The organism is Paenibacillus sp. 7541, assembly GCF_002276395.1.
GTDB lineage: Bacteria > Bacillota > Bacilli > Paenibacillales > Paenibacillaceae > Paenibacillus_AQ > Paenibacillus_AQ campinasensis.
Map to the genome: position 1 here is coordinate 475,969 of NZ_NQLZ01000005.1, position 24,935 is coordinate 500,903.

At 56.2% G+C, this 24,935-nt stretch carries 22 protein-coding genes; 21 read left to right on the forward strand and 1 reads right to left on the reverse strand.

The window, feature by feature from the left end; genetic code table 11:
- Nucleotides 1-32 precede the first annotated feature (32 nt).
- The 6 genes from CHH75_RS04425 to CHH75_RS04450 all read left to right on the forward strand — a co-directional run bounded on the left by CHH75_RS04425 (nt 33) and on the right by CHH75_RS04450 (nt 3,861).
- Nucleotides 33-470, forward strand: a complete 438-nt coding sequence (locus tag CHH75_RS04425) for a YlbF/YmcA family competence regulator (protein WP_095397519.1) — start codon at nt 33-35, stop codon at nt 468-470.
- A 47-nt stretch (nt 471-517) separates the two neighbouring features.
- Nucleotides 518-781: a YlbG family protein gene (locus CHH75_RS04430; RefSeq protein ID WP_095263294.1), complete on the forward strand. Its 264-nt coding sequence runs from the start codon at nt 518-520 to the stop codon at nt 779-781.
- 307 nt (nt 782-1,088) lie between these two features.
- Entirely contained in the window at nt 1,089-1,526 is a 438-nt protein-coding gene (locus CHH75_RS04435) for a hypothetical protein (RefSeq protein WP_095263295.1), read from the forward strand.
- 144 nt (nt 1,527-1,670) lie between these two features.
- Complete coding sequence (locus tag CHH75_RS04440; RefSeq protein ID WP_095397520.1) at nt 1,671-2,570, forward strand: LysR family transcriptional regulator; 900 nt, start codon at nt 1,671-1,673, stop codon at nt 2,568-2,570.
- 46 nt (nt 2,571-2,616) lie between these two features.
- On the forward strand, nt 2,617-3,489 hold the full coding sequence (locus CHH75_RS04445; RefSeq protein ID WP_095397556.1) for a PHP domain-containing protein: 873 nt from the start codon (nt 2,617-2,619) through the stop codon (nt 3,487-3,489).
- A 186-nt stretch (nt 3,490-3,675) separates the two neighbouring features.
- The gene (locus CHH75_RS04450; RefSeq protein ID WP_176475457.1) at nt 3,676-3,861 is read left to right on the forward strand and encodes a hypothetical protein; all 186 of its coding nucleotides are present in this window, start codon (nt 3,676-3,678) and stop codon (nt 3,859-3,861) included.
- A gap of 78 nt (nt 3,862-3,939) precedes the next feature.
- Here the strand turns inward: CHH75_RS04450 and CHH75_RS04455 are convergent, their stop codons facing one another.
- On the reverse strand, nt 3,940-5,700 hold the full coding sequence (locus tag CHH75_RS04455) for an Rqc2 family fibronectin-binding protein (protein ID WP_095397522.1): 1,761 nt from the start codon (nt 5,698-5,700) through the stop codon (nt 3,940-3,942).
- 182 nt (nt 5,701-5,882) lie between these two features.
- Here CHH75_RS04455 and CHH75_RS04460 point away from each other — a divergent pair, with 182 nt between their 5' ends.
- The 15 genes from CHH75_RS04460 to pknB all read left to right on the forward strand — a co-directional run bounded on the left by CHH75_RS04460 (nt 5,883) and on the right by pknB (nt 24,856).
- A complete protein-coding gene (locus CHH75_RS04460; protein WP_095397523.1) occupies nt 5,883-8,669 on the forward strand; it encodes a calcium-translocating P-type ATPase, SERCA-type in 2,787 nt (928 codons plus the stop codon).
- 75 nt (nt 8,670-8,744) lie between these two features.
- A complete protein-coding gene (dapF, locus tag CHH75_RS04465) occupies nt 8,745-9,581 on the forward strand; it encodes a diaminopimelate epimerase (RefSeq protein ID WP_095263299.1) in 837 nt (278 codons plus the stop codon).
- A 308-nt stretch (nt 9,582-9,889) separates the two neighbouring features.
- A complete protein-coding gene (locus CHH75_RS04470) occupies nt 9,890-11,770 on the forward strand; it encodes a bifunctional homocysteine S-methyltransferase/methylenetetrahydrofolate reductase (RefSeq protein WP_095263300.1) in 1,881 nt (626 codons plus the stop codon).
- Nucleotides 11,771-11,809: 39 nt separating this feature from the next.
- Nucleotides 11,810-12,700, forward strand: a complete 891-nt coding sequence (locus CHH75_RS04475) for a YicC/YloC family endoribonuclease (protein ID WP_095263301.1) — start codon at nt 11,810-11,812, stop codon at nt 12,698-12,700.
- Between the two features lie 52 nt (nt 12,701-12,752).
- On the forward strand, nt 12,753-13,013 hold the full coding sequence (gene remA / locus CHH75_RS04480) for an extracellular matrix/biofilm regulator RemA (protein WP_006209218.1): 261 nt from the start codon (nt 12,753-12,755) through the stop codon (nt 13,011-13,013).
- Nucleotides 13,014-13,026: 13 nt separating this feature from the next.
- The gene (gmk, locus tag CHH75_RS04485; RefSeq protein WP_095263302.1) at nt 13,027-13,599 is read left to right on the forward strand and encodes a guanylate kinase; all 573 of its coding nucleotides are present in this window, start codon (nt 13,027-13,029) and stop codon (nt 13,597-13,599) included.
- 192 nt (nt 13,600-13,791) lie between these two features.
- Entirely contained in the window at nt 13,792-13,992 is a 201-nt protein-coding gene (gene rpoZ, locus CHH75_RS04490) for a DNA-directed RNA polymerase subunit omega (protein WP_095263303.1), read from the forward strand.
- A 130-nt stretch (nt 13,993-14,122) separates the two neighbouring features.
- Nucleotides 14,123-15,385, forward strand: a complete 1,263-nt coding sequence (coaBC, locus tag CHH75_RS04495; protein WP_095397524.1) for a bifunctional phosphopantothenoylcysteine decarboxylase/phosphopantothenate--cysteine ligase CoaBC — start codon at nt 14,123-14,125, stop codon at nt 15,383-15,385.
- Nucleotides 15,385-17,910, forward strand: a complete 2,526-nt coding sequence (priA, locus tag CHH75_RS04500) for a primosomal protein N' (RefSeq protein WP_095397525.1) — start codon at nt 15,385-15,387, stop codon at nt 17,908-17,910. Before coaBC ends, priA begins: the two co-directional genes overlap by 1 nt.
- A 45-nt stretch (nt 17,911-17,955) precedes the next feature.
- Nucleotides 17,956-18,450, forward strand: a complete 495-nt coding sequence (gene def, locus CHH75_RS04505) for a peptide deformylase (protein ID WP_095263306.1) — start codon at nt 17,956-17,958, stop codon at nt 18,448-18,450.
- Nucleotides 18,447-19,385 (forward strand): methionyl-tRNA formyltransferase, encoded by a 939-nt coding sequence (gene fmt, locus CHH75_RS04510; protein ID WP_095263307.1) that lies wholly within the window; start codon nt 18,447-18,449, stop codon nt 19,383-19,385. Before def ends, fmt begins: the two co-directional genes overlap by 4 nt.
- Nucleotides 19,382-20,761, forward strand: coding sequence for a 16S rRNA (cytosine(967)-C(5))-methyltransferase RsmB (gene rsmB, locus CHH75_RS04515; RefSeq protein WP_095263308.1), 1,380 nt, complete (start codon nt 19,382-19,384; stop codon nt 20,759-20,761). Before fmt ends, rsmB begins: the two co-directional genes overlap by 4 nt.
- Before the next feature lie 138 nt (nt 20,762-20,899).
- The gene (gene rlmN / locus CHH75_RS04520) at nt 20,900-21,940 is read left to right on the forward strand and encodes a dual-specificity RNA methyltransferase RlmN (RefSeq protein ID WP_095397526.1); all 1,041 of its coding nucleotides are present in this window, start codon (nt 20,900-20,902) and stop codon (nt 21,938-21,940) included.
- A 7-nt stretch (nt 21,941-21,947) separates the two neighbouring features.
- Nucleotides 21,948-22,724 carry a Stp1/IreP family PP2C-type Ser/Thr phosphatase gene (locus CHH75_RS04525; RefSeq protein WP_095263310.1) on the forward strand — a complete coding sequence of 259 codons (777 nt, stop codon included), beginning with the start codon at nt 21,948-21,950 and terminating at the stop codon, nt 22,722-22,724.
- Nucleotides 22,721-24,856 (forward strand): Stk1 family PASTA domain-containing Ser/Thr kinase, encoded by a 2,136-nt coding sequence (gene pknB / locus CHH75_RS04530; protein WP_095397527.1) that lies wholly within the window; start codon nt 22,721-22,723, stop codon nt 24,854-24,856. The genes CHH75_RS04525 and pknB overlap by 4 nt, the downstream gene beginning before the upstream one ends.
- The last annotated feature ends 79 nt before the right edge of the window (nt 24,857-24,935 follow it).

Sequence of the window (24,935 nt, forward strand, 5' to 3'; positions counted from 1 at the left end):
GGACCAATCTAATAAAGAAGCGGGATGAGTTCATGAGCGTATCGGAAATCAATACGGTCGATATGGCCGAGGTGCTCACCTATGCCTATGAATTGGGCGATATGATCAATGCTTCCGTCGAAGTGGCGGATTATCTATATTGGAAGCAGGCGGTACAGAACGATCCGGAGATTCAGGCTCTGGTCAGAAAGCTTGAGCAGAAGAAAGAGCTGTTCGAAGAGACACAGCGCTTTGGCCATTTCCATCCGAACTACCATTCGGCGAAGGAAGAAGTAAGCGCGGTCGAAGCTGAGCTGGAGGCCTTCGAGGCTGTCAAGCGCTTCAAGCTGGCCGAGAAGAATCTGGACGATCTCCTGCATACCATGTCGGAGAAAATTGCCTACTCCGTATCAGACAGCATCAAGGTTCCAGGCAATGATCCACTGCCGAAGAAGGGCTGCGGAAGCGGCGGCGGGTGTCAGTGCGGCTAGTGCATCTGGCCGGATGACCGAGACGAAAGTGAAGCGAGGGGAAGAGGATGCTGGCGGAACGCACCGGTTACATCATATGGGTAAGCGACGTTAAGGCTGCGAGAAATCTGGAGAAATACGGCAGCGTACATTATATTTCGCGCAGAATGCATTATGTCGTCATGTACGTCAATGCAGACCGTGCTGAAGAGATTATGAAGAATATCCGGAGGCTTTCCTATGTTCGCAAAATTGAACGCTCCTACCGGAATGAGATCAAGACGGAATACAGCAGCAAAGTTCCTGACAAGACCAAATATTTCGGACCGTAACCTGAACGGTTGTCTACGGTTCGCCGCGTCCCATCAGGAATGATGCCAAGCTCGCACGAGCGGCCGAAAGGCCGCTTGTTTTTTTATGCGTCATTTTTTTATCGTGTATTCACCGGTGACTGGCATAATTTGCATTCTAGCGCGATAAAATGATAGAGACACTGGATAAAAATGCAGAAGATTCTAAATTTTACTCAATTGTTCACATCATGTCATGTTTCAATCTTGTGAATATAAGTGGAATGATGTAATATGTTGGGTATATATACTTAGATATAAAGACCCATTTGGTGGAGAGTGATATTCCATGCGCGACAAAGGGACGGAGCGGTGGAGCACCTACGAGCCGTTTTATATAACACTCAATGATAAAAAGGTAGCCGACATCGTCATAACGAACCACGCGAAGAATCGATATACAGACCGGGTGAAGGGCGTTACCACATCGCATGAGGAGATTGGCTCCTGGATGTGGGAGTGCCTGAAGCAGGACCGGATTGTGCCTTACTACCGGAATGAACAGGACGTCTATCTGATCGATGACGACCTGGTCGTTGTGGCCGAATTCGCCGAACTGGAGGAAGAGCGGGATCTGATCGGAAATCCGCTGCACCGGATGATTATTATTACCTTTTTGGGACGGATGTCGGAAACGATTGAGCTTCGTGATCTGAAATCCTATTATTCCTGGCTGCGTCATTCCCGGCGGATGACGTTGATTAAGAACAGCCGCAAACGGAAATAAGGAGCCGCATCAGGGTCATCACCTAAGCGGAATTTAAGCGTAACATATAGGAATCGACATGCGAGCGAAAGCGCGGATGTCTTTTTTGAATGCGCTTGTATGGTAGAATAAACGGTATAGAGGCAGCGAGAGGGGATTGCAGTTATGAATTTTCATCAGCTACATATTTTTTACACGGTGGCGACAGCGGGAAGTTTTTCGGCGGCGGCCCAGGCGCTTCATATGAGCCAGCCTGCGGTGACGATGCAGGTTCAGGCGCTGGAGGAATACTTCGGCACCAAGCTGCTGCATCGCTCCACCAAGCATATGGAGCTGTCCGAAGCGGGGAGGACGCTGCTGCCTTTTGCGCGCAGAAGCTTGGAGCTGTCCCGGGAGACGGATGCGGCGATGGCCGCTTTTTCCAGCAGCTTGCAGGGAAGGCTTCAGCTCGGTGCCAGCCTGACGATCGGAGAATATGTGCTTCCGCGTCTGCTCGGTCCGTTCGGCCGGGAGTATCCGGATATTTCGATCATGCTGAAAGTGATGAACACCACGCAGATTTTGGATGAGATCGCCAGCCATCAGCTGAACTTCGGCCTGATCGAAGCGCCGGTGGATCATCCTGATATGATGCTTGATGCGGTGATGGAGGACGAGCTGAAGCTTATCGTTCCTGCCGATCATCCGCTTGCGCAACAGGATGGTGAGGTCATGCTGGAGGATGTGCTGGCGTATCCTTTTGTGCTGCGGGAGAAAGGTTCCGGAACCCGCCAGGTGATGGAGGATGTTCTGCATGAGCGAGGCATCGATCCCGGCAGCGTCCGCACCGTTATGGAGCTTGGAAGCACCGGCGCGGTCAAATCGGCGGTCGAGGAAGGGCTGGGGATTACGATGCTGTCCACCTCGACGGTCAAGCATGAGACGGCGCTCGGTCTGGTCAAAATGATTGATATCGCAGATGCATCCTTCAAGCGGAAGTTTTATGCCATTCAGCTGAAATCGGCGCTGCTGCCGATGTCGGCGATGACGTTTTTGTCTTATCTTCGCAAGCGGCAGTGGACTTAATAAGAGAATCAGAACAATCTATAAGAGAGGTTGCTGAGCGATGAATATACAGGATGAGATAAAACAAAGGGAATGTGATCTGCATACCCACACCCGTGCATCGGACGGGATGAACACGCCGGAAGAGAATGTGCGGCTGGCGCGGGAACGCGGCCTTGCCGCGCTAGCGATTACGGATCATGATACGGTGGCCGGGATCGAGGAAGCGCTCCTTGCCGGAGAACGTGACGGCCTGACCGTCGTTCCGGGCGTAGAGATCAGCACGATGGCTGGAGGCCAGGACATTCATGTTCTCGGCTATTATGTCGATCACCGGGATGAGACGCTGCTTGCGCGGCTGTCCGAACTTCGTCAGACCCGGGAGCGGCGCAACGACCAGATCATCGCCAACCTGCAGCAGCTCGGGATCGATATAACGATGGAAGAGGTGATCGGCGGTCTTGGCCGACCGCTCAAACCGGACGAAAGCATCGGCCGTCCGCATATCGCCGACGCGCTGGTGCGCAAAGGATATGCGGAGACGATGCGCGATGCATTCGACCGCTATCTGGCCAAGGGAGCCGCTGCCTATGCATCCCAGCCACGCATATCGCCGCAGGAAGCCTGCGCCTGGATTCGCGAGGCTGGCGGCGCCCCTGTGCTTGCCCATCCGGGGTTATATGAAGACGATGAGCTTGTGCGCAGCATCATTGAGCAGGCCAAGCCGGCCGGCATTGAAGTGTACCATTCCGATCACGGGCCGGAGGAAGAAGCACGCTACCTGGCGCTGGCCAAGGAGTTCGGCCTGATCGTTACCGCCGGATCGGATTATCACGGCGTCCGGCAGGGGCAGGTGTTTCACGGTGACATTGGCAGCCGCCGGATTTCGATAGACGTACTGGACCGGCTGCGACAAGCATGCCGAACGACCGGTCTGTAGCGGTTGGCGGCTGTTTTCGTTGTTTCCGCTAGAAGGAGAAGGCAGCTCTATCCTAGCCGCGCATCTGCTGGCGGAGCAGCCGCGAGCTGCCTGGGCGCGAAGGCAGGGACGAAGCCTTTTGAAATACAACGTCCCATTGGAACATAACGAACAGACGTGGAATGCACAGGCGTGAAACGCACAGACATGGAATACACAGACGTGGAATGCACAGGCGTGAAACGCACAGACATGGAATACACAGACGTGGAATACACAGACGTGGAATACACAGACGTGGAACGAAACAAACAGCCCGGACAAGGTCAGAGCCTTGCCGGGCTGTTTGTTGTGGGGACGCAAGATTTGAACTATAAGCCTGGAACACGCTAGCATATTCTCTCGCTATATAAGACAAGCGCAGCATTTACCCGAGTGTCCATGGCAGATTATGGCTGCGAACACCCGGCGTTAGTTCCGGTTGTTTCTGATTACGTTAGGCAGCTGCTTGATCCGCTCCTCGTCCGGGGTCACAAACAGCGTTTTCTGATTGTCGTAGATGACAAACCCCGGCTTGGCACCGCTTGGCTTGCGGACATGCTTGATCAGCGTGTAATCGACCGGCACGCTGCTGGACTCCTTCGCCTGGCTGTAATAGGCAGCCAGCATCGCCGCTTCCTCCAGCGTAGCCTCGCCATATTGCGCGCTGCGGATGACCACGTGCGAGCCCGGAATGTCCTTCGTGTGAAGCCAGGTGTCCGCTGAAGCGGCCAGACGATTGGTCACATATTCGTTCTGGAGGTTGTTTTTGCCAACGTAAATCTCGATGCCTTCGGACGATGTGAAGACGTGCAGGGTCGGCTTGTCGTTCTTTTTCTTCTTTTTGACCTTTTTGCTGCGGTCTCGCAGATACCCTTGCTGGATCAGCTCATCCCGGATTTCGTCAATATCGTTCAGGGAGGCATGGGCAAGCTGCTGCAGCAGATTGTCGATATAACGGATTTCCTCGCGTGTCTTGCCAAGCTGTTCCTCGATGACGGCCAGGCTGTTTTTGTACTTGTTGTATTTCTTGAAATAGCGCTGGGCGTTATCCGATGGCGACAGCAGCGGATCAAGCGGGATCGTCACCTCGGCCTGATTCTCGTCGTAGAAATTCACGAGTCTCGCTTCACGGTCGCCTTTCGCTATGGCATGCAGGGAAGCGAACAACAGCTCGCCGAATATCCGGTACCGGTCCGCATCGTCGGCTTCAGCCAGATCCTCGTGAAGTTTGTCCAGCTTCTTAATGTTTTTCGTCCGCTCGTTCTGAAGGAAGCGAAGCAGATCGCTGACCTTCTGCTTGACCGCATCGCGCTGGGCCTTCTCGCCGTAGAAATTTTCCATGCATGCGCTGACCGATTCGAATTGCGTCGTTTCCCCGCCCAGCATCGTTAGCGGAATGACGGAAAACACCGATTTTCCTTTGGCATTCTCCCCGGATACCGGCGTGTATCGATGCTCTTTCACCTGCTGCATCACATCGTGAAAGGCGCTCCACAAGCTGCCGCAATCCTTCTCGCTTTCCTCCGCCGAATGGCCGCTGCCTTCGCCCGCGCGGTAGGCGATCTCCGATGCAACCAGCGGACTGAGTCCGCTGAACGCGCCGACAAGCCACGAGACGGCCGGCTGCGAATCGAGCAGGCAAGCATCCCGGAAGGACTCCCCATCCACTTCGAGCGGATTCAGCTTGTGCTGCTCGGGCGGCTCCGTGTAGCTGAAGCCGGGCATGACGACCCGATAGCTGCTGATGGCCGGGGTGACGTGATGGATGCCATCCAGAATCGTGCCCGCCGCCGGATCGACAAGGATGATGTTGCTGTGTCTGCCCATAAGTTCAATGATGATCTTCTTCAGGGACACGTCACCAAGCTCGTCGCGCTGCCGGATCGAGATGTGGATAATCCGTTCCATGCCAACCTGTTCGATGTCCTCAATGATGCCGCTCTCACAGTGCTTGCGCATCAGCATGCAGAACATCGGCGCTTCGGCCGGGTTGAGGAAGCTTTCCTGCGTCAGATGGACCCGGGGATAGGTCGGGTTCGCCGACAGCAGCAGCTTCGCATTTCCTTGCTGGGTGCGCAGATGAAGCACGATGTCGCGGTCGTTTGGCTGATATATTTTATTAATGCGGGAGCCTCTGCACATCTGAAGCTCATGCACAATGGCTCTTGTAACAATTCCGTCGAGTGCCATAATCATTCTCCTATCTTCTCGTTGCCCTTCGCTTGAGCACTTCTCTATGATGCCATAATTCCAGCAAAAACTTAAGGGCTATCGTGTGATAATTCAAGACCTGTCCGAATACATTTACGAATGAGAGGGTGGAAAAGCTGTCATCCGCCGGAACTTGCAATCAACCGGGAGGGAAGGGAAGCATGGAACAAAAGCAATGGCACCAGATGAAGACGGAGGAGCTCCAGCAGGCGCTGCAGCTTGATCCGGACCAGGGCCTCACGGAAGAAGAGGCCGGGGAAAGACGCAAAACGAGCGGATACAACGAGCTGTCCGAGGGCGTGAAAATTTCTCCGGTGGCCCTCTTTTTGAATCAATTCAAGGATTTTATGGTGTTGGTCCTCTTGGGAGCGACCTTGATCTCCGGTCTGCTGGGCGAGTACCTGGATGCCGTCACCATCGTGGCGATTATATTCATTAACGGGATCCTCGGATTTATCCAGGAGTTCAGAGCGGAACGGTCGCTGCGGGCGCTCAAGCAGCTGTCGGCGCCGACCACGAGGGTGGTGCGGGACGGCAAGGTGATTCACATTGCAGCCCGGGAGCTCGTTCCGGGGGATGTGGTGCTAGTCGAAAGCGGCGACCGTGTTCCGGCCGATGTGCGCTGGATCGAAACGAACAGCTGCAGCGTCGAGGAATCAGCCCTGACCGGGGAATCGATGCCGGTGAACAAGCATTCGGCCGCAATCCTTGAGGAGGAAGTGCCGCTCGGGGATCAGAAGAACATCGGTTTCATGGGGACGATGGTGACAAGGGGGACGGCCCGAGGTGTCGTCATCCGGACCGGCATGGAGACGGAGATGGGCAAAATCGCTGACCTGATCCAAAATACGGAGTCCCAGGAAACCCCGCTGCAGCACCGGTTGGAGCAGCTTGGAAAGATTCTGATCGGCGTCTCCCTCGGCCTTACGATTCTCGTTGTTGTGGCGGGGATCCTGCATGGACAGCCGGTACCGGGCATGTTTCTTGCGGGCGTCAGCCTTGCCGTGGCGGCCATACCTGAAGGGCTGCCCGCCATCGTGACGATCGCGCTGGCCCTCGGCGTACAGCGGATGATCAAGCGCAAGGCGATCGTGCGCAAGCTGCCATCCGTGGAGACGCTTGGCTGCGCCTCCGTAATCTGCTCGGATAAAACGGGCACGCTCACCCAGAATAAAATGACGGTCACCCGGGTGTGGCTGGGGGGGCGTACGATGGAGGTGACCGGGCAAGGCTATGAGCCTGCCGGACAAATTCTGCTCAAAGGAAAACCGATTGAGCTCCGTTCCGATCAGGCGCTGCGCCGCCTGCTCCAGGTCGGGGGGCTGTGCAACAACGCCGAGATTATAGAAACGGCGCAGGAGGAAAGCCGCAGCCGCCGCAAAGGGAAGGAAGCGGAGCCGGCAGCCGTCTGGGAGCTGAAGGGGGACCCGACGGAGGGCGCGCTGCTGACGCTGGCTTCGAAGATGGGACTAACCCAGACAAGCCTGGCGAACATGTACCAGCGGGACAAGGAATTCCCGTTTGATTCCACGCGCAAGCTGATGTCCGTCATCGTCAGCCATCAGGGAGGCCGCCTGCTGTGCACAAAGGGCGCCCCGGATGTGCTCTTGGATAAATGTACGTATATATTGTGGGACGGCAATGTCGTTCCGCTGACGCCAACGCTGCGTCAAAAAGTGCTCGGCGCCAATGAGAAGATGGCCTCCGAGGCGCTGCGGGTGCTCGGACTCGCTTACCGGGACCTGCGTCCGCATGATAGACCGGAGAGCGAGACGGAAGCGGAATGCCAGCTGATCTTTATCGGGCTCACCGGCATGATCGATCCGCCGCGCAAGGAAGTGCGCGACGCGATCTCCAAATGCCGCCGGGCAGGCATTAAGACGGTCATGATTACCGGCGACCATCGCACGACGGCCGAGGCGATTGCGGCGCAGCTGGGCATCTTGCCGCGCAACGGACTGTCGATGACCGGCCAGGAGCTGGCCCGCCTGGATGACAAGGAGCTTGACGCCAGAGTTGATCAGACCTATGTGTACGCCCGGGTCTCGCCGGAGCACAAGCTGCGCATCGTCAAATCGCTGCAGCGCAAAGGGCATGTGGTGGCTATGACCGGCGACGGCGTCAATGATGCTCCGGCGATCAAGGCGGCCGACATCGGGATAGCGATGGGCATCACCGGCACGGATGTCAGCAAGGAAGCGTCGTCGCTCATCCTGAGCGATGACAACTTCTCCACCATTGTGGCGGCGATCGAGGAAGGGCGGAGCATTTATGAGAATATTCGCAAATTTATCCGCTATCTGCTTGCCTCGAACGTAGGTGAAATTTTGACGATGTTCTTTGCGATGATGATGGGACTTCCGCTGCCGCTCGCCCCGATTCAGATTCTGTGGGTGAACCTGGTGACCGACGGTTTGCCGGCGATGGCGCTCGGCGTGGATCAGCCGGAGAAGGATCTGATGGAGCAGAAGCCGCGCGGCGCCAAAGAGAACATATTTGCCAGACGTCTCGGCTGGAAAATTATTAGCCGCGGCTTCCTGATCGGACTCTGCACGCTCGGCGCGTTCTGGCTGACGCTCCGCATTGCCCCGAACGATCCGGCCCAGCTGGCCAAAGCACAGTCAGTGGCCTTTGCCACCCTTGTCATGGCGCAGCTGATTCATGTGTTTGACTGCCGCAGCTCGCGTTCGATCTTCCATCGCAACCCGCTGCAGAACAAGTCGCTGGTGCTGGCCGTCGCCTCCTCGGTGCTGCTGATGCTCGGCGTCATGTATATCGAGGCGCTTCAGCCGATCTTCAAAACGGTGCCGCTCGGCCTGAAGGAATGGGCGCTTACCCTTGTGGCCGCAGGCATTCCTACCTTCCTGATGGGCGCTGGCAGCATCTGGGGCGGCAGACGCAACCGCCGCCGGAGCATGATGACGAAGAGTGCAAATATTTCGGCATAAAATGAATTGGATGTCCACTCGAATCTGCGGTATGCTAAGTCCATAAGCAGCAACCGCAGAGGAGATGGATGTAGGATGGAATTTACGAAAATGCATGGCTTGGGCAATGACTTTGTCGTTGTTTACGGCGAGAAGGAGCTTCCGCAGAATGCCTCCGACCTGGCTGTGAAATTATGCAATCGATTCTTCGGCATCGGTGCCGATGGGCTTGTCTATATATTGCCTTCCGAGAAGGCGGATTTCATGATGCGAATTATGAACTCGGACGGCTCCGAGGCGGAGCAGTGCGGCAACGCCATCCGCTGTGTCGCGAAGTACGTCTATGATCACGGGTTGACCACCCGCGAGGAGATTACAATCGAGACGATTGGTGCAGGGGTGCAGAAGCTGCAGCTGACCGTCAGCGGCGGCAAGGTAAGCAGCGTGCGCGTGGACATGGGCGAGCCGGTTCTCGATGGGCTGAGCGTGCCGACTACGGTGGATGCGAATCCTGTCGTCGACCATCCGGTCGAGGTGGACGGACGCGAATTCCGCTTTACCGCGGTGTCGATGGGCAACCCGCACTGTGTGATCTACGTTGACGATGCCGTCAACTTCGATCTGGCTGCGTGGGGGCCGAAGCTGGAGGTTCATCCGTTGTTCCCGAAGAAGATCAACGTGGAATTTGCGACGGTGAACGCGAAGGACCAGGTGGACATGCGGGTATGGGAGCGCGGAGCAGGGCCGACGCTGGCCTGCGGTACAGGCGCTTGCGCAACGCTGGTATCCTCCGTTCTGAACGGGAAGACGGATCGCTCGGCCACGATCTCGCTAAAGGGCGGGGATCTGTTCATCGAGTGGGACGAAAGCGACAATCACGTGTACATGACAGGGCCGGCTGAAATCGTATATAAAGGTACGGTAGCTGAGTAGAACGTGCCTTGCACGACATTTGTATAGAAGTCTTTCCTCGGCGTTGACGAGGATCGGCTCCCAAGCATGAGACAGGGGTCTCGCACCTCGCGCTGTTCTCATTCAGACAGGAGCGATCCATCAGGGCAGCTTCCGGGGAAGGGCTTCTTTTTCGTTATCGGTGGTTTCGGATCATGGGTGGAAAAGGCCTCAAGCAGGAGGGGAGCAGGCTTCGGTTTTTTCGCGTCCGAACTCGCTTTTGTCCCTTTATCTTTGGGAAGGTTTTATGATACATTATTGAAAATAACAATCAGTTGGAGGGGAATGCAGTGAAACCGGATCTGCGACAGGCATTGGAGAAAGAGGTACTGGTCGGCGACGGCGCGATGGGTACCTATTTGTATCAGCAAGGCTTCCCCGTCGGAATTTCTTATGAAGAGTTGAATCTGACCTCCCCGGAGGTCATCAGAAATGTTCATCGCCAATATATCGAAGCGGGGGCCCGGGTGATTGAGACGAACACCTTCTCCGCCAATTACGATAAATTGTCCAAATACGGTCTGGAATCCAAAGTGGCTGAAATTAACCGGGCCGGTGCCATGATTGCGCGCGAGGCAGCGGGCGAGCAGGTCTACGTCGTCGGCGCAATAGGCTCGATTCGCGCCGGGCGGCGGCGGGATCTGTCTTCATCGGAGCTGAAGCGGTATTTCGAACAGCAGCTGGACGTGCTGCTGTCGGAAGGGGTTGACGGCATTCTGCTCGAAACCTTCTATGATGTGGAAGAAATTCAGCTGGCCTTGAAGGAGATGCGCCGGCTGAGCAGCCTGCCGGTCATCTGTCAATTTGCTGTCGAGGATGTGGCGCGCACGCTGGACGGGTATACGATGCCGGAAGCTTGCCGTATACTCAGTGATGAGGGCGCAGATGTTATCGGATTCAACTGCCGCACTGGGCCTAACGGCATCAAGCGCGCTTTGGAGACGCTGGAAGGGGAACTGAATCTTCCGGCTTCGGTCTTTCCGAATGCCGGGATCGCCGATTACGTGGACGGGGAGTACCGCTATGGTGCCAGCCCTTCCTATTTCGGTAGCACGGCTGTTCCTTTTGCCGATCTGGGCGCCAGAATTATCGGCGGATGCTGCGGAACGACGCCGGCGCATATTTCGGAGATTGCCAAGGCGCTGTCCGGCTATACGCCTGTGCCGCTGCCGAAGCGGGATGAAGCTATTCCATCGCGAATTGTGGTACAGGAGCCGGGTTCAAGCGATGCCTCAAGGGGCGATGACCTGAATCAGAGCCCGAGCCTGGTGGATCTGGTCAAGGAGCGCCATACGGTCATCGTGGAGCTTGATCCGCCGCGCGACCTGGACATCACGAAGTTCATGAAGGGGGCAGAAGCGCTCAAAAAGGCCGGGGCCGATGCGCTGACGCTGGCGGACAACTCGCTGGCCGTCACCCGGATGAGCAACATGGCGCTTGGCCATCTGGTGCAGGAGCGGGTAGGGCTGCGGCCGCTTATTCACATTGCTTGCCGGGACCGGAATCTGATCGGCACCCAGTCTCATATGATGGGCTTTGATGCGCTTGGCATCGACCATGTGCTGGCTGTCACCGGCGATCCGGCACGGTTCGGCGATCTGCCGGGGGCAAGCTCGGTGTATGATATGACATCGTTTGAGATCATTCGGATGATCAAGCAGCTGAACGAAGGGATCGCCTTCTCCGGCAAGCCGCTCAAGCAGAAAGCGAAGTTCGTGGTTGGCGCTGCATTTAATCCGAATGTGAAGCATCTGGACAAGGCGGTTCAGCGGCTGGAGAAGAAGATTGCCTCTGGCGCGGACTACATTATGACCCAGCCCGTATATGATCCGGAGCTGATCGTGAAGCTGAAGGAAGCGACCGCGCATCTGGATATTCCGATCTTTATCGGCATCATGCCGCTGGCCAGCGGCCGCAACGCCGAATATCTTCATAACGAGGTGCCGGGCATTCAGCTGTCGGACGCCGTCCGTGAGCGCATGGCCGGGCTTGAAGGCGCTGAAGGCCGGGCGATGGGGGTTCAGATCGGCCAGGAGCTGCTGGAGGTAGCAATGGAGCATTTTAACGGTATTTATTTGATGACGCCGTTCATGTTCTATGAGATGAGTGTACAGTTGATGGAGCATGTATGGGAGAAGTCGGGAAGGCCGACCCCCCACTTGTTTCATTAATAATTTTCAATTACAATAGTGTAATGGATGTGATTTCCGATGTCATTGAGCATGACCGGATATGGCCAGTCCGTTATCGATTTTCAGGGCTATAGCGTGTCGTTTGAGGTGAAGTCTGTCAATCACAGATACTGTGAGGTTGTGTTCCGGATGCCCCGTGAATGGACATGCTTCGAGGACAGCTTCAGAAGGGCTGTTCAGTCCAGAATCGGGCGCGGTCGGGTGGATGTATTTATTAACAGGGAGCACAGCGGCGACAACGCCGATGCGGTGCTGAACCACGCCCGGGTCAAGGCCTATCTGCAGGCCGCCGAGGAGCTGAAAGCCTACGGTATCGAGGGAAGTCTGACGGCGAAGGATATTTTGTCGCTGCCCGACATTCTGGTCAGTCCAAGAGGCAGCCTGCCGATGGACGACAACGGCCAGGAAGCGTGGGAGAAGGCGCTGCTGGGCGGGCTGAACGAGGCGCTTGACGGACTGCTGCAGATGCGAAGCAGGGAAGGGGCGTTTCTGGCCGCGGATATCGAGCACAGGCTTGAACGCATTGAGGCGCTGCACCGTGAGATGACAGAGCTTGCACCGACGGTTCCGGAGGAATACCGGAAGCGTCTGCGACAGCGTATCGAGGCGCTGGATGACGGGTCACTGGCTGTAGATGAACATATATTTGGAATGGAAGTGGCTTTGTTTGCCGAACGCTCCAATGTTGACGAGGAGCTCACGCGTCTTCGGAGCCATCTGGAGCAGAGCAGGAAGCTGCTTCACCATGAAGGACCTGTCGGCCGAAAGCTGGATTTTCTAATTCAGGAAATGAACAGGGAAGTCAATACGATTGGATCGAAAGCCAATCATCTGACTCTGGTAAACCGTGTTGTCGAAATGAAAGCGGAACTGGAGAAGATTCGTGAACAAGCCGCCAACGTGGAATGAGCTCGGCTTGAATCGGCAATAGAGTCAAATGTATAGGGGGAACAACCGCAAAATGGCAATCAAACTCATTAATATTGGCTTCGGAAATATCGTATCGGCCAACCGAATCATTTCTATCGTGAGCCCGGAGTCGGCTCCGATCAAACGGATTATTCAAGAAGCACGAGATCGTCATATGCTGATTGATGCTACATATGGCCGCAGGACTAGAGCTGTTATTATCACCGATAGCGATCATGTGATTTTATCGGCGGTACAGCCTGAGACGGTAGCACACCGTCTGTCCAGCAAAGATGACGACAACGACGAATAGAATGAGGAGTATTATGTCTAAGGGATTATTGATTGTATTGTCCGGTCCGTCCGGAGTTGGTAAAGGAACCGTATGCACGGCGCTGCGCAGCCAGGTTCCGGATCTGGTGTATTCTGTATCGGCCACGACGCGTTCTCCGCGTGCGGGGGAAGTGGATGGCGTCAACTACTTCTTCAAGACGCGCGAGCAGTTCCTTGAGATGATCGAACATGATCAGCTGCTGGAATATGCTGAATATGTCGGGAACTATTACGGAACTCCCCGTGATTTTGTGGAGAAGACGCTGGCTGAGGGCAAGGATATTATTCTGGAGATTGAGGTTCAAGGAGCACTGAAGGTGAAGGAGAAGTTTCCGGATGGAATCTTTGTATTCCTGATGCCGCCGTCTCTGGATGAACTGAAAGACCGGATCAAGGGCCGCGGAACAGAGAGCCAGGATACGATTGACCACCGGATGTCCGTCGCGGTTGACGAAATCAATCTGCTGCAGCATTATGATTATGCGGTAGTGAATGACAAGATTGAGCTGGCTTGTGAACGAATACAATCGATTATTACAGCCGAACATTGTAAAATAAGAAAGTAACCGCCGCTGACCATGTGCAGGGTGAGGTTTTTTTGTGGGTTAAAGAAAGCATGCTTCTCAAGAAGGAGCTGCGCTTTCTTTAATCGCAAGGTAACTTCGGTGTTAGGCGGTTTTGTTTTCCCTTACTTGGAATGAATGGACCTACCCCTCTCACAACGGGGACTTTAAGTATGATGAAAGAGGTGCTGTACTGTGTTATACCCTTCCATTGATGAAATGATGAACAAGGTTGACAGTAAATACTCGCTGGTTGTGGCTGCATCCCGCCGCGCGCGCCAGCTGCGTGAAGGGGCTCCGAGCGAACTGGAGGATCCGAAGTCTCACAAATTCGTAGGCGTTGCGCTTGAGGAGATTTACGGCGACTACATCAAGGTTGAACGGGGAGAAGCGTAAGCTTCCCCGATAGCTGAATAGGACGCTTGTATAAGCACAATGTGACAACCGAAAGGTTGTTATTTTTTTGAATTGAAGTTGTTTGGTATAGGACGGCAAGCTTGTTACGAACGAAAGCGGGGGATAGTTCATGTTAAGCGGAAAAGTGATCGTGGTTGGCGTTACTGGCGGCATTGCTGCCTATAAAGCGGCGACGTTATGCAGCAGGCTCGTCCAGAGAGGGGCGGATGTTCATGTCATCATGACGGAATCCGCGAAACAGTTCATCACAGAGCTGACGCTGCAAACTTTAACGAAAAACCCTGTATACAGCGATACATTTGATGAGAGAGATCCTGCGGTTGTCTCGCATATTCATCTGGCGGATATGGCCGACCTCGTGCTTGTAGCCCCTGCTACAGCCAATGTGATTGCCAAAATGGCCCATGGCCTCGCGGACGACATGCTGACGACGACATTGCTGGCTACAACAGCTCCAGTAATGATCTCGCCTGCGATGAATGTGCATATGTACACCCATCCGGCTGTCATGGCGAATATGGAGACGCTGGTATCCCGGGGCGTGCAGATGATTGAACCTGGCGATGGCCTGCTGGCCTGCGGCTATGTAGGAAAAGGCCGGATGGAAGAGCCTGAGACGATTGTTGAGGTTGTGGAGCAGTTTTTCAGGGACCGGGAGACGAGCCTGCAGGCCGACCAGGACGCTGGGGGAGCGCTCAACGCGGCATCTTCTGACATATTGAAAGGTAAAAAAGTGGTTGTAACCGCAGGAGGGACGATGGAGCGGATCGACCCGGTGCGTTATATCACCAACGATTCCTCCGGCAAAATGGGGTTTGCTATCGCCAAAGCGGCCCAAGCGCTGGGCGCTGATGTTCATCTGATCGCCGGCCATACCGATGAGCCGCCTCCGCAGGGGATCTCCGCCGAACAGGTGGAGTCTGCCGAGGAGATGTATCAGGCGGTGCTGCGCGTCTTTGACGACAGCGATATTGTGATTAAGTCGGCTGCCGTAGCCGATTACCGGCCTGCGCAAGTAGCTACGTCAAAAATTAAAAAGCGCGGGGATACGATGACGCTTGAGCTGGTCAAGACGACAGACATTCTGGAGAGCCTCGGCCAACGCAAAAGCTCTCAGTATCTGATCGGCTTCGCCGCCGAGACAGATTCGCTCGAGCAACATGCCAAGGATAAGCTGAAGCGCAAAAACTGTGATCTTATCGTAGCCAATGATGTGACAGCAGCGGGGGCGGGCTTCGGTACGGATACGAACCAGGTTCATATCTATGACGCGGAAGGTCTTGTGCTTGAGCTGCCGCTGATGTCCAAGGAGGAAGTTGCCCGCAGGCTGCTGCTGCTCGCCGCCGAGCGGATATCCGGGAGGTCTGTCTGATGGAAATGGCCAAAGTCATTGTGGACGTGCCGTCCAAGGATACGGACCGGCCGTTTGACTATTTGGTCCCTGCTTCGCTGCGGCCCTGGATTGAGGTAGGGAGCCGGGTCGGTGTTCCTTTCGGGCATCGGACCTTGCAGGGATTCGTTGTGTCGCTGCATCCCCGTCCCGAGATGGACACCTCGAAGATGAAGCCGATCCAGGAGGTGCTCGATGTGCTGCCGCCGCTGTCCCGGGAGCTGGTGCAGCTCGGGGAATGGATGAAGGAGCGGTATGCGTGCAGGCAGATTACAGCGCTGCAGTCGATGCTGCCGACCGCGCTGAAGGGGAAGGCTGAACGATACATTTCACTGCCGGAGCGTTCTGACACCCCTGATGAGACCGAAGGGCTGTTCTCTCTTCAGCCTGAAAGCGAAGAGGAGGAGCGGATTCTCGGCTTTGTCGGCCAACGGGGCGAGGTGACGATCCAGCAGCTGTCCCGCGCGTTTCCGGATCAGGCGGATGTGATCAAGACGCTGCTTGCGCGGGGAATGCTGAGCGAGCACCAGCAGATCAAGGACAAGCTGCAGAAGAAAACGATGAAGGCCGTCGAACTGGCGGTAGAGAAAGCGGCGGCGGAAGCGGCGCTGGGGGATTTCCCGGCGAAAGCCCAGCGCCAGAGAGAGGTGCTCTCTTACCTGCTGGAGATCGAGCCGCTGCTGCCGATCTCGCAGAAGGAATTGCTGCAGACGCTTGGCGTGACGGCAGGCACGGTGAAGGCGCTAGCGGATAAAGGACTCATTGCGATCAAGGATGTGGAAGTGTTCCGCGATCCGTATCGGGGCCGACATTTCAAGCCGAGCGAGCCGCTTGTTCTGACGGAGGAACAGCAGCGGGTATACGACAAGATCGTGCACAAGCTGGACGAGCGCCAGCACGGCGTGTTTCTGCTGCATGGCGTTACGGGCAGCGGCAAGACGGAAATCTATCTGCAGACGATCCAGCGCTGTCTTCAGCAGGAGCGTCAAGCGATTGTGCTCGTGCCCGAAATTTCGCTGACACCGCAGATGGTGGAGCGCTTTAAGGCCCGCTTCGGTGATCGGGTGGCGGTCATGCACAGCCGCCTCTCGGACGGAGAGCGGTATGACGAGTGGCGCAAAATCCGGGAAGGCAGAGCGTCGGTTGTGGTCGGCGCCAGATCGGCGGTCTTCGCGCCGTTTGACCGTCTTGGCCTCATCATTATGGATGAGGAGCACGAAACGTCGTACAAACAGGAAGAAACGCCGAAGTATCATGCAAGGGATGTGGCGATCCACAGGGCTGCTTTAAGCGGGGCTGCCGTCATACTCGGCTCGGCCACCCCTTCGCTGGAGAGCTATCATGCGGCCCGTTCCCAGGCCCAGGATGATTTTGCCCCTGTGCTGCTGGAGATGCATTCCCGCGCTTTGGGCAACCGGCTGCCGGAGGTTCGGGTTGTCGATATGAGGGAGCAGCTGCGCGAAGGGAATCGCTCTATGTTCAGCATCCCTCTTCATGAAGCGATTGCAGCGCGTCTTGAGCGAGGGGAGCAGACCGTTCTGCTGCTGAACCGGCGGGGCTATTCGACCTTTGTCATGTGCCGGAGCTGCGGCTATGTTGCAGGCTGCCCGGAGTGTGACATCTCGCTGACGTATCACCAGAAGTCTAATAATCTCAGATGCCACTATTGCGGTTATGCCGCTCCTTCGCCCGACGTTTGTCCGGATTGCGGAAGCGAGCATATCCGTTATTTCGGCACGGGTACACAGCGGGTAGAGGAAGAGCTGGCCAAGCTGTTTCCGGGCATTCGGGTCATTCGGATGGATGTGGATACCACGACGGAAAAAGGGGCCCACGAGAAGCTGCTTCAGCAGTTTCGGGACAAAAAAGCGGACGTGCTTCTGGGCACGCAGATGGTCGCCAAAGGGCTTGACTTTCCGGATGTGACGCTGGTCGGCGTCATTACGGCCGATTCGGCCCTGAATCTCCCGGATTTCCGGGCGGCGGAGAAGACCTTCCAGCTTCTGACGCAGGTGGCCGGTCGAGCCGGCCGCCATCAGCTGCCCGGCGAGGTGGTTATCCAGTCTTATACGCCGGAGCACTATTCCATTATCCATGCGAGCGGGCATGATTATTTATCCTTTGTCAAAGATGAGCTCAAGCATCGGAAGGCGCTGCATTATCCGCCGTATTGCCGGCTCATTCTGGTGACCCTTTCCCATGAACAGCTGCCGCTGCTTGTGCGAACCGCTGAAAATTATGCCGCGATGGTGAAGAAAGAAGCAGACCGGCGGGGATGGTTCGGGAGCCTGGACCGATTCGCAGCCGATGCGCTGGATATTCTCGGGCCTGTCGCTTCCCCGATTCCCCGGCTTAAAAATAGATACAGATTTCAATGTATGATAAAATGGCGTGGGACGATGGATGCCGTCTCGCTGACCCGGGACGCTGCGGAGCAGCTGCAGGAATCGGTACGGGACAGCGGGCTTGCCATCAGCATCGACGTTGATCCGCAAATGCTAATGTAAATCCGCATATAATGTTGAAAAGTCCAAGGAAGGTGTGTAGCGTAAATGGCAATTCGTATTATCGTAAAGGAACCGGATGAGGTTCTTCACAAAAGAGCCAAGGAAGTAACGAAAATTACCCCGAACGTGCAGAAGCTGCTGGATGATATGGCAGACACGATGTATGACGCGGATGGTGTCGGGCTGGCGGCTCCGCAGGTCGGCATTTTGAAGCGGTTGATCGTTGTTGATGCCGGGGACGAGAACGGATTGATCAAGATGATCAACCCCGAGATTATCGAGAGCGAGGGCGAGCAGTTTGGTCCGGAGGGCTGCCTTAGCATCCCGGGCTGGAACGGAGACGTGCGGCGCGCAGAGAAGGTTACTGTCAAGGGACTGGACCGCGACGGCAACGAGATTGTTGTAACGGGGACAGGACTGCTGGCCCGTGCCTTCCAGCATGAGATCGATCATCTGAACGGCGTGCTGTTCACCGATATCGCGGAACGGGTGTATGAATATACGCCGGAGCCGCCGAGAAGCGAGCTGGAGAACCGATGAACATCGTATTTATGGGAACGCCGGCTTTTGCCGTACCCAGCCTGGAGATGCTCCTGTCCGAAGGTTACCGCGTGGTTGCCGTCGTTACGCAGCCGGATCGACCGCAAGGGCGCAAGAAAGTGCTGACGCCTACACCGGTTAAGGAAGCGGCGCTTCGCCACGGCATCCCGGTGCTGCAGCCTCAGCGGCTGCGCAGTCCGGAGGCGGTGGCTGAACTGGCCAAGTATGAGCCGGATATGATCATCACGGCAGCTTACGGCCAGATTTTGCCGAAATCGGTGCTCGATATGCCGCGGCTTGGCTGTCTGAATGTGCACGGCTCGCTGCTCCCCGCCTATCGCGGGGGCGCGCCGATTCAGCGCTGCATTATCAACGGCGAGAAGGTCACCGGCATCACGCTGATGTATATGGCCGAGGGGCTGGATACCGGCGATATGATTGCGAAGCTTGAGGTCGCGATCGCGGAGGAGGATACGGCCGGAAGCCTGTTCGAGAAGCTGAGCGTTGCCGGGGCGGAACTGCTCAAGCAGCAGCTGCCCCGGCTCATGCAGGGTAAGGTGGAGGCGGAGCCTCAGAACGAAGCTGAGGCGACCTATGCGCCTAACCTGACCCGGGAGGATGAACGGATTGACTGGTCCCGCTCCTCGCGCGACATTTACAATCAAATTCGCGGACTGGTCCCGTTCTCCGGCGGATTTACCCTGTGGAACGGCGAGGTGTTCAAGGTGTGGGCCACCGCCAAGCCGGAGGGAGCGGCAGGACCGGCGGATGCAGCGCCAGGCACGGTGCTTGAGCTGACGGAGCAGGGCGTGGTGGTGAAGACCGGTGACGGGACGATCAAGCTGCTGACCGTGCAGCCAAGCGGGAAAAAGGCGATGACTGCCGAGCAGTTTGTCCGCGGGACAAGCATGACGGTCGGGACGGTACTCGGATGAGCGGCAGCGGCAAAGCTAAAGGGCGTCCGGCATCCCCAAGGGAGCTGGCGCTGAATGTGCTGACCGAAGTTGAGCAGGAGGGGGCTTACAGCAACCTGCTGCTCAACGCTGCCCTTCAGAAGGCTTCTCTAAGCCGCGCGGATGCCGGCCTGGCAACGGAGCTGGTGTACGGGACGATTTCGCGCCTGAACACGCTGGACTATTTTCTGGACAAGTTCGTGAACAAAGGGGTGGCGAAGCTCCAGCCGTGGGTAAGGGCGCTGCTTCGTCTCAGCCTTTATCAGCTCACGTACCTTGACCGGATTCCGGAGCATGCAGCGGTGAGCGAAGCGGTGAATCTGGCCAAGCGCCGGGGGCATCAGGGCATTTCCGGCATGGTCAACGGCGTGCTGCGCAGTGTACTGAGGCAAAAGGATGAGCTGAAGATTCCGGACGCTCTGCCTCCGGCCCGCCGGATCGCGCTGCGCCATTCTCACCCGGAATGGCTTGTTGAGCGCTGGATGCTGCAATACGGCGAGGCGACGGCCGAAGCGATATGCGCCGCCAACAACACCCCGCCTGCTGTCAGCGTTCGGGTGAACACCACGATGATCAGCCGGGACGCGATGCTGGAAGAGCTGCGGTCGCATGATCTGACAGCAGAACCCTCCGCGCTGAGCCCCTATGGCATCGTGGTGCAGGGCGGCGGCAATATGGCGCTCACCGAATGGTACCGCGAAGGAATGATCTCGATTCAGGATGAGAGCTCGATGCTCGTGGCCGAGGCAGTTGCGCCGGAGCCGGGCATGCGGGTGCTGGACTGCTGCGCCGCCCCGGGGGGGAAGACGGCTCACATGGCTGAGCTGATGAAGGATGAAGGCGAGATCGTTGCGAACGATATTCACACTCATAAAGGCAAGCTTATCCGTGAGCAGGTTGCCAGACTGGGTCTCGACTGTGTGACGACGATAACTGGCGATGCGCTGGAGCTGTCTTCCCGGTTCGAGCCGGCATCCTTCGACCGGATATTGCTGGATGCGCCGTGCTCGGGGCTTGGCGTCATCAGACGAAAGCCGGATCTGAAATGGGGCAAGTCGCCGGAGGATATCGCCGAGATCGCCGCTTTGCAGAGAAGGCTGCTTCATACCGCAGCCGAATTGCTGCGGCCAGGCGGGCTGCTCGTATACAGCACCTGTACGATCGAGCCTGCCGAGAACGAGGAGGCCGTGGCGGATTTCCTCGCGGATCGCGCGGACTTTGCCCTTGCCGAAGACGCTCTCGGCCCGCTTTCTCGCTTGCGTGAGGCGGCGCTCGTGCGAGGGGGAGGCATTCAGATTCTGCCGCAGCATTTTCATAGTGACGGATTCTATATTGCGAGACTCCGGAAGCTTCCCTAAGCGCTGGAGAGCGGTCCAAGAATCCTGTTATCCCGCCGCTTCGGCGGGTTTTCTCTTTTACGGTGCCTTTTATTTATGTTAAAATAGGAAGAATGAAAAAAGATGTGCATATGAATGAAATTAGACAGGTGTGGTGAAATGAAGCCTTTTATATACGACTATTCATTGGAAGAACTTCAAGCATGGGCTCAGGAACAGGGCGAGCCTGCGTTTCGGGGCTCCCAAATATTTGACTGGCTGTACGTGAAGCGTGTGAACGCCTTTGAGGAGATGACAAATCTGTCGAAGGAGCTTCGCCGCAAGCTTGAGGACGAGTTCAGCTTTGTGACGCTGTCGGAGATCACGCGGTTTGAGTCCAAGGACGGAACGGTCAAGTTTCTGTTCGGCCTTCACGACGATCACGCGATCGAAACGGTCATCATGAAGCATAACTACGGCAACAGCATCTGTGTTACGACACAGGTCGGCTGCCGTATCGGCTGCACGTTCTGCGCCTCTACGCTCGGCGGACTGAAGCGGAATCTGACCCCGGGAGAAATTGTGGCCCAGGTGGTTCAGGCTCAGAAGATTCTGGATCAGAGCGGCGAGAGGGTAAGCAGCATCGTGATCATGGGCTCCGGGGAGCCGTTTGAGAACTATGAGGCCACGATGAAGTTCCTGCGGATCATGATCCATGAGAAGGGGCTGAACATCGGGCAGCGTCACATTACCGTCTCGACCAGCGGCATTGTGCCTAACATTTATAAATTTGCCGATGAGGATACACAGATCAATCTGGCGATTTCCATCCACGCGCCGAACGACAAGCTTCGTTCGAAGCTGATGCCTGTCAACCGCAGATTCCCGTTTGATAATGTTATCGAGTCGCTTCGGTATTATCAAGCGAAGACCGGCCGCCGCATCACGTTTGAATATGCTCTGATCGGCGGGGTGAACGACCAGGTTGAACATGCGGAAGAACTGGCGGATGTCATTAAAGACATGAACTGTTTTGTCAACCTGATTCCGGTGAACCATGTGCCGGAGCGGAAATATGTCCGCACATCGCGAAATGATATTTTCAAATTTCAGCGCGCGCTTGCGGATAAAGGAGTCAACGTTACCATCCGGCGCGAGCAAGGCCACGATATCGCTGCCGCTTGCGGCCAGCTTCGGGCCAAGCATATGGAGTTGAGGTGAGAAAACATTGATCAAGACGGTTCATGTAAGCCATGTTGGACGGGTCCGTCCTGTAAACGAAGATTCAGTATTCGTTCGAAATATGGAGCATGGCTACACGCTTGGCGTTGTGGCCGACGGCATGGGCGGCCATCAGGCCGGCGATACCGCCAGCAGGCTCGCTGTTGACACCGTGGCCGAGGATTTGTCCTCCCTGGACCCGGACATGTCGATGGAAGGCGTTCGCGCCGCGCTCGGCGATGCGATACTGCATGCGAACGAGGTCATATACCAGGAGGCTGCTTCCGACGAGCGTCTGCACAATATGGGGACGACGATTGTCGCGGTGCTGTTCCGGGGGAACGAAGGGTATATCGGTCATATCGGCGACAGCCGGGCATATAAGGTTGCGCCTGAGCAGGTTATTCGACTGACCGAGGACCATACGCTGGTCAATGAGCTATATAAGAGCGGCCAGATTACGGAAGATGAACTGGAGACGCATCCCCGGAGGAATGTGTTAAGCCGGGCGCTCGGAACCGATATCGACGTATCGGTTGAACTGACTCCGGTGTCGCTCGGCGACGGGGAAGTGCTGCTGTTATGCAGCGACGGGCTTAGCAACCGCGTCAGCCGGGAACGAATCGGCCAAATTGCCGGCGCACTGGACATTCCTCTTGAGGAAAGAGCGGATCGGCTGCTTCAGCTCGCGCTTCTTGCCGGCGGTGAGGATAACATTACCGTGGCGATGTTTGAACATCAGGAAGAGGCCGCCGGGCAACGTATAAAGGGGTGGGATTCATGATCGGACATGAATTGGCTGGTCGTTACAAAATTATAGAGCGAATTGGCGGCGGCGGGATGGCGCTCGTCTATCAGGCGCAGGACATTTTGCTGAATCGTTATGTGGCGATCAAAGTTTTGCGGCAGCAGTTTGTGCATGACGAGGAATTTATCCGTCGTTTCAGGCGGGAAGCGCAGTCTGCGGCATCCCTATCGCATTCGAACGTGGTCAGCATCTATGATGTGGGCCAGGAAGACGACATTCATTATATTGTTATGGAGTATGTGGAAGGGAATAATCTTAACGAAATCATTAAAGAACGGGCGCCGCTGCAGGTCGAGGAAGCGGTCCGAATTGCTACGCAGATCTGCGATGCCCTTGGACACGCCCATCAGAATCAGATCATTCATCGCGATATCAAGCCGCACAACATTCTGATCGGCCGCAACGGCCGGGTGAAGGTGACGGACTTCGGTATTGCAAGAGCGGTCACCTCGACAACGATTACGCAGACGGGTTCGGTGGTCGGGTCGGTTCATTATTTCTCTCCGGAGCACGCCAAAGGGGTGGCCACAGGGGAGAAATCGGATCTGTACTCGCTTGGCATCGTACTGTATCAAATGCTGACCGGCCGGCTGCCGTTTCTCGGTGAAAGCCCGATCAGCGTTGCGTTGAAGCATCTGCAGGAGGAATTTGAGGAGCCGCGGGAAGTGAATCCGCTCATTCCTCAGAGCGTGGAGAACGTCATTCTGAAATCGATGCGCAAAAATCCGCAGGAGCGGTACCAGTCCGCCGAGGAAATGATGGAGGATCTGGAGACTTGCCTGCTGCCAAGCCGCATCAATGAACCGAAGATGGAATTTGAGGAAGATGAGGATTCCACGCTGGTTATGCCGGCGATCAAAAGCATGGAGCGCAGCAGCCGTCCGAAGGACGAGCCGGATGCGGAAGAGGACGGGCCGGATGAGAAAGCCGCCGGCAGACGTAAGCGCAAATGGGTGAAGCCGACGGTGATCATCGCTTCTGTACTGTTGTTCTTGGGGATTATGGCCGGGGTGGTTGCCTATGTTAACAAGATGCTTGAAGTGCCTGAGGTGACGGTGCCCGGCGTAGTGGATATGCCGGAAGAGGACGCGATTCGTCTGCTGGAGGAAAGCGGCCTTGCGGTTGATCCGGAAGTCATCCGGGAGTACAAGCCAGGGGTGGATGAAGGGATCGTATTTGGTCAGAGCAGACCTGAAGGCACTGTGGTGAAGAAGGATTCGCTGATCCAGCTGTCCGTAGGCGCGGCCAAGCCGCTCAGCGTCATGCCGGATTTAAGCGGCAAAACCTACGAAGAGGCGCTTGCGCTGCTGAAGGCGCAGAACGTGAATGAGGAGACGATCAAGCAGAACACCGAGCACAACGATGAGGTGGATGCAGACAAGATCATCCGGCAATCGCCAGCTGCTGGTGCGGAGTTCGATCCGGACCAGGTGGAGATTGTGCTGACGATCAGCCGCGGCAAGCAGACGGTGAATATGCCGAGTCTGATTGGCATGTCCAGGGACGAAGCTGTCAAGACGATTGAGTCGCTAGGCCTTGAAGTAGAGGCCGTGAAGGAGAAATCGAGCTACGATGTCGAGAGAGGCAAAGTAATGGAGCAGTGGCCGTTTGAAGCGAATGAAGCGGTATCTCCCGGAACGAAGATTACGATTACGGTAAGCTCCGGACTGCCGGATGACATCGTCAACTATCGTTATAACGTACCGGTTGCTCCTGCCTATGAGGGTGAGCCGAGCCGAATCCGTGTTGTATTCACAGATGCGCTTGGCGAGAACAAGGAAGCCGTGAACAAAACGATTACAACGATGGAGACGATACCGGTCGATCTTGTCCTCGCGCCAAACAAAGATGCAACCGTCATGGTTCACCGTGACGGGCGGGTCATTGACACTTATGTCGTATCCTATACGGATGCCAAGAATGGCACCGTGACGGAGCCTACGATTGAACCGCCGCCGGTGCGGGATGTTCCGGTTTCCGGAGGCGAAGGTGAGGGCGGTTCCGAGGAGGGCGGCTCTGAGGATGAAGGCGAAGGCCATGATAATGGCAATGGAAACGGCAATGGCAATGGTAACGGCAGAGGAAACGGTCGCGGAAATGACGACTAACGATGACTAGCCGAAGCTGACATAACCGGCCGGACACTACAAGCACATGCTTTCGGATGAGTTCGTCTGTCCGGCATGT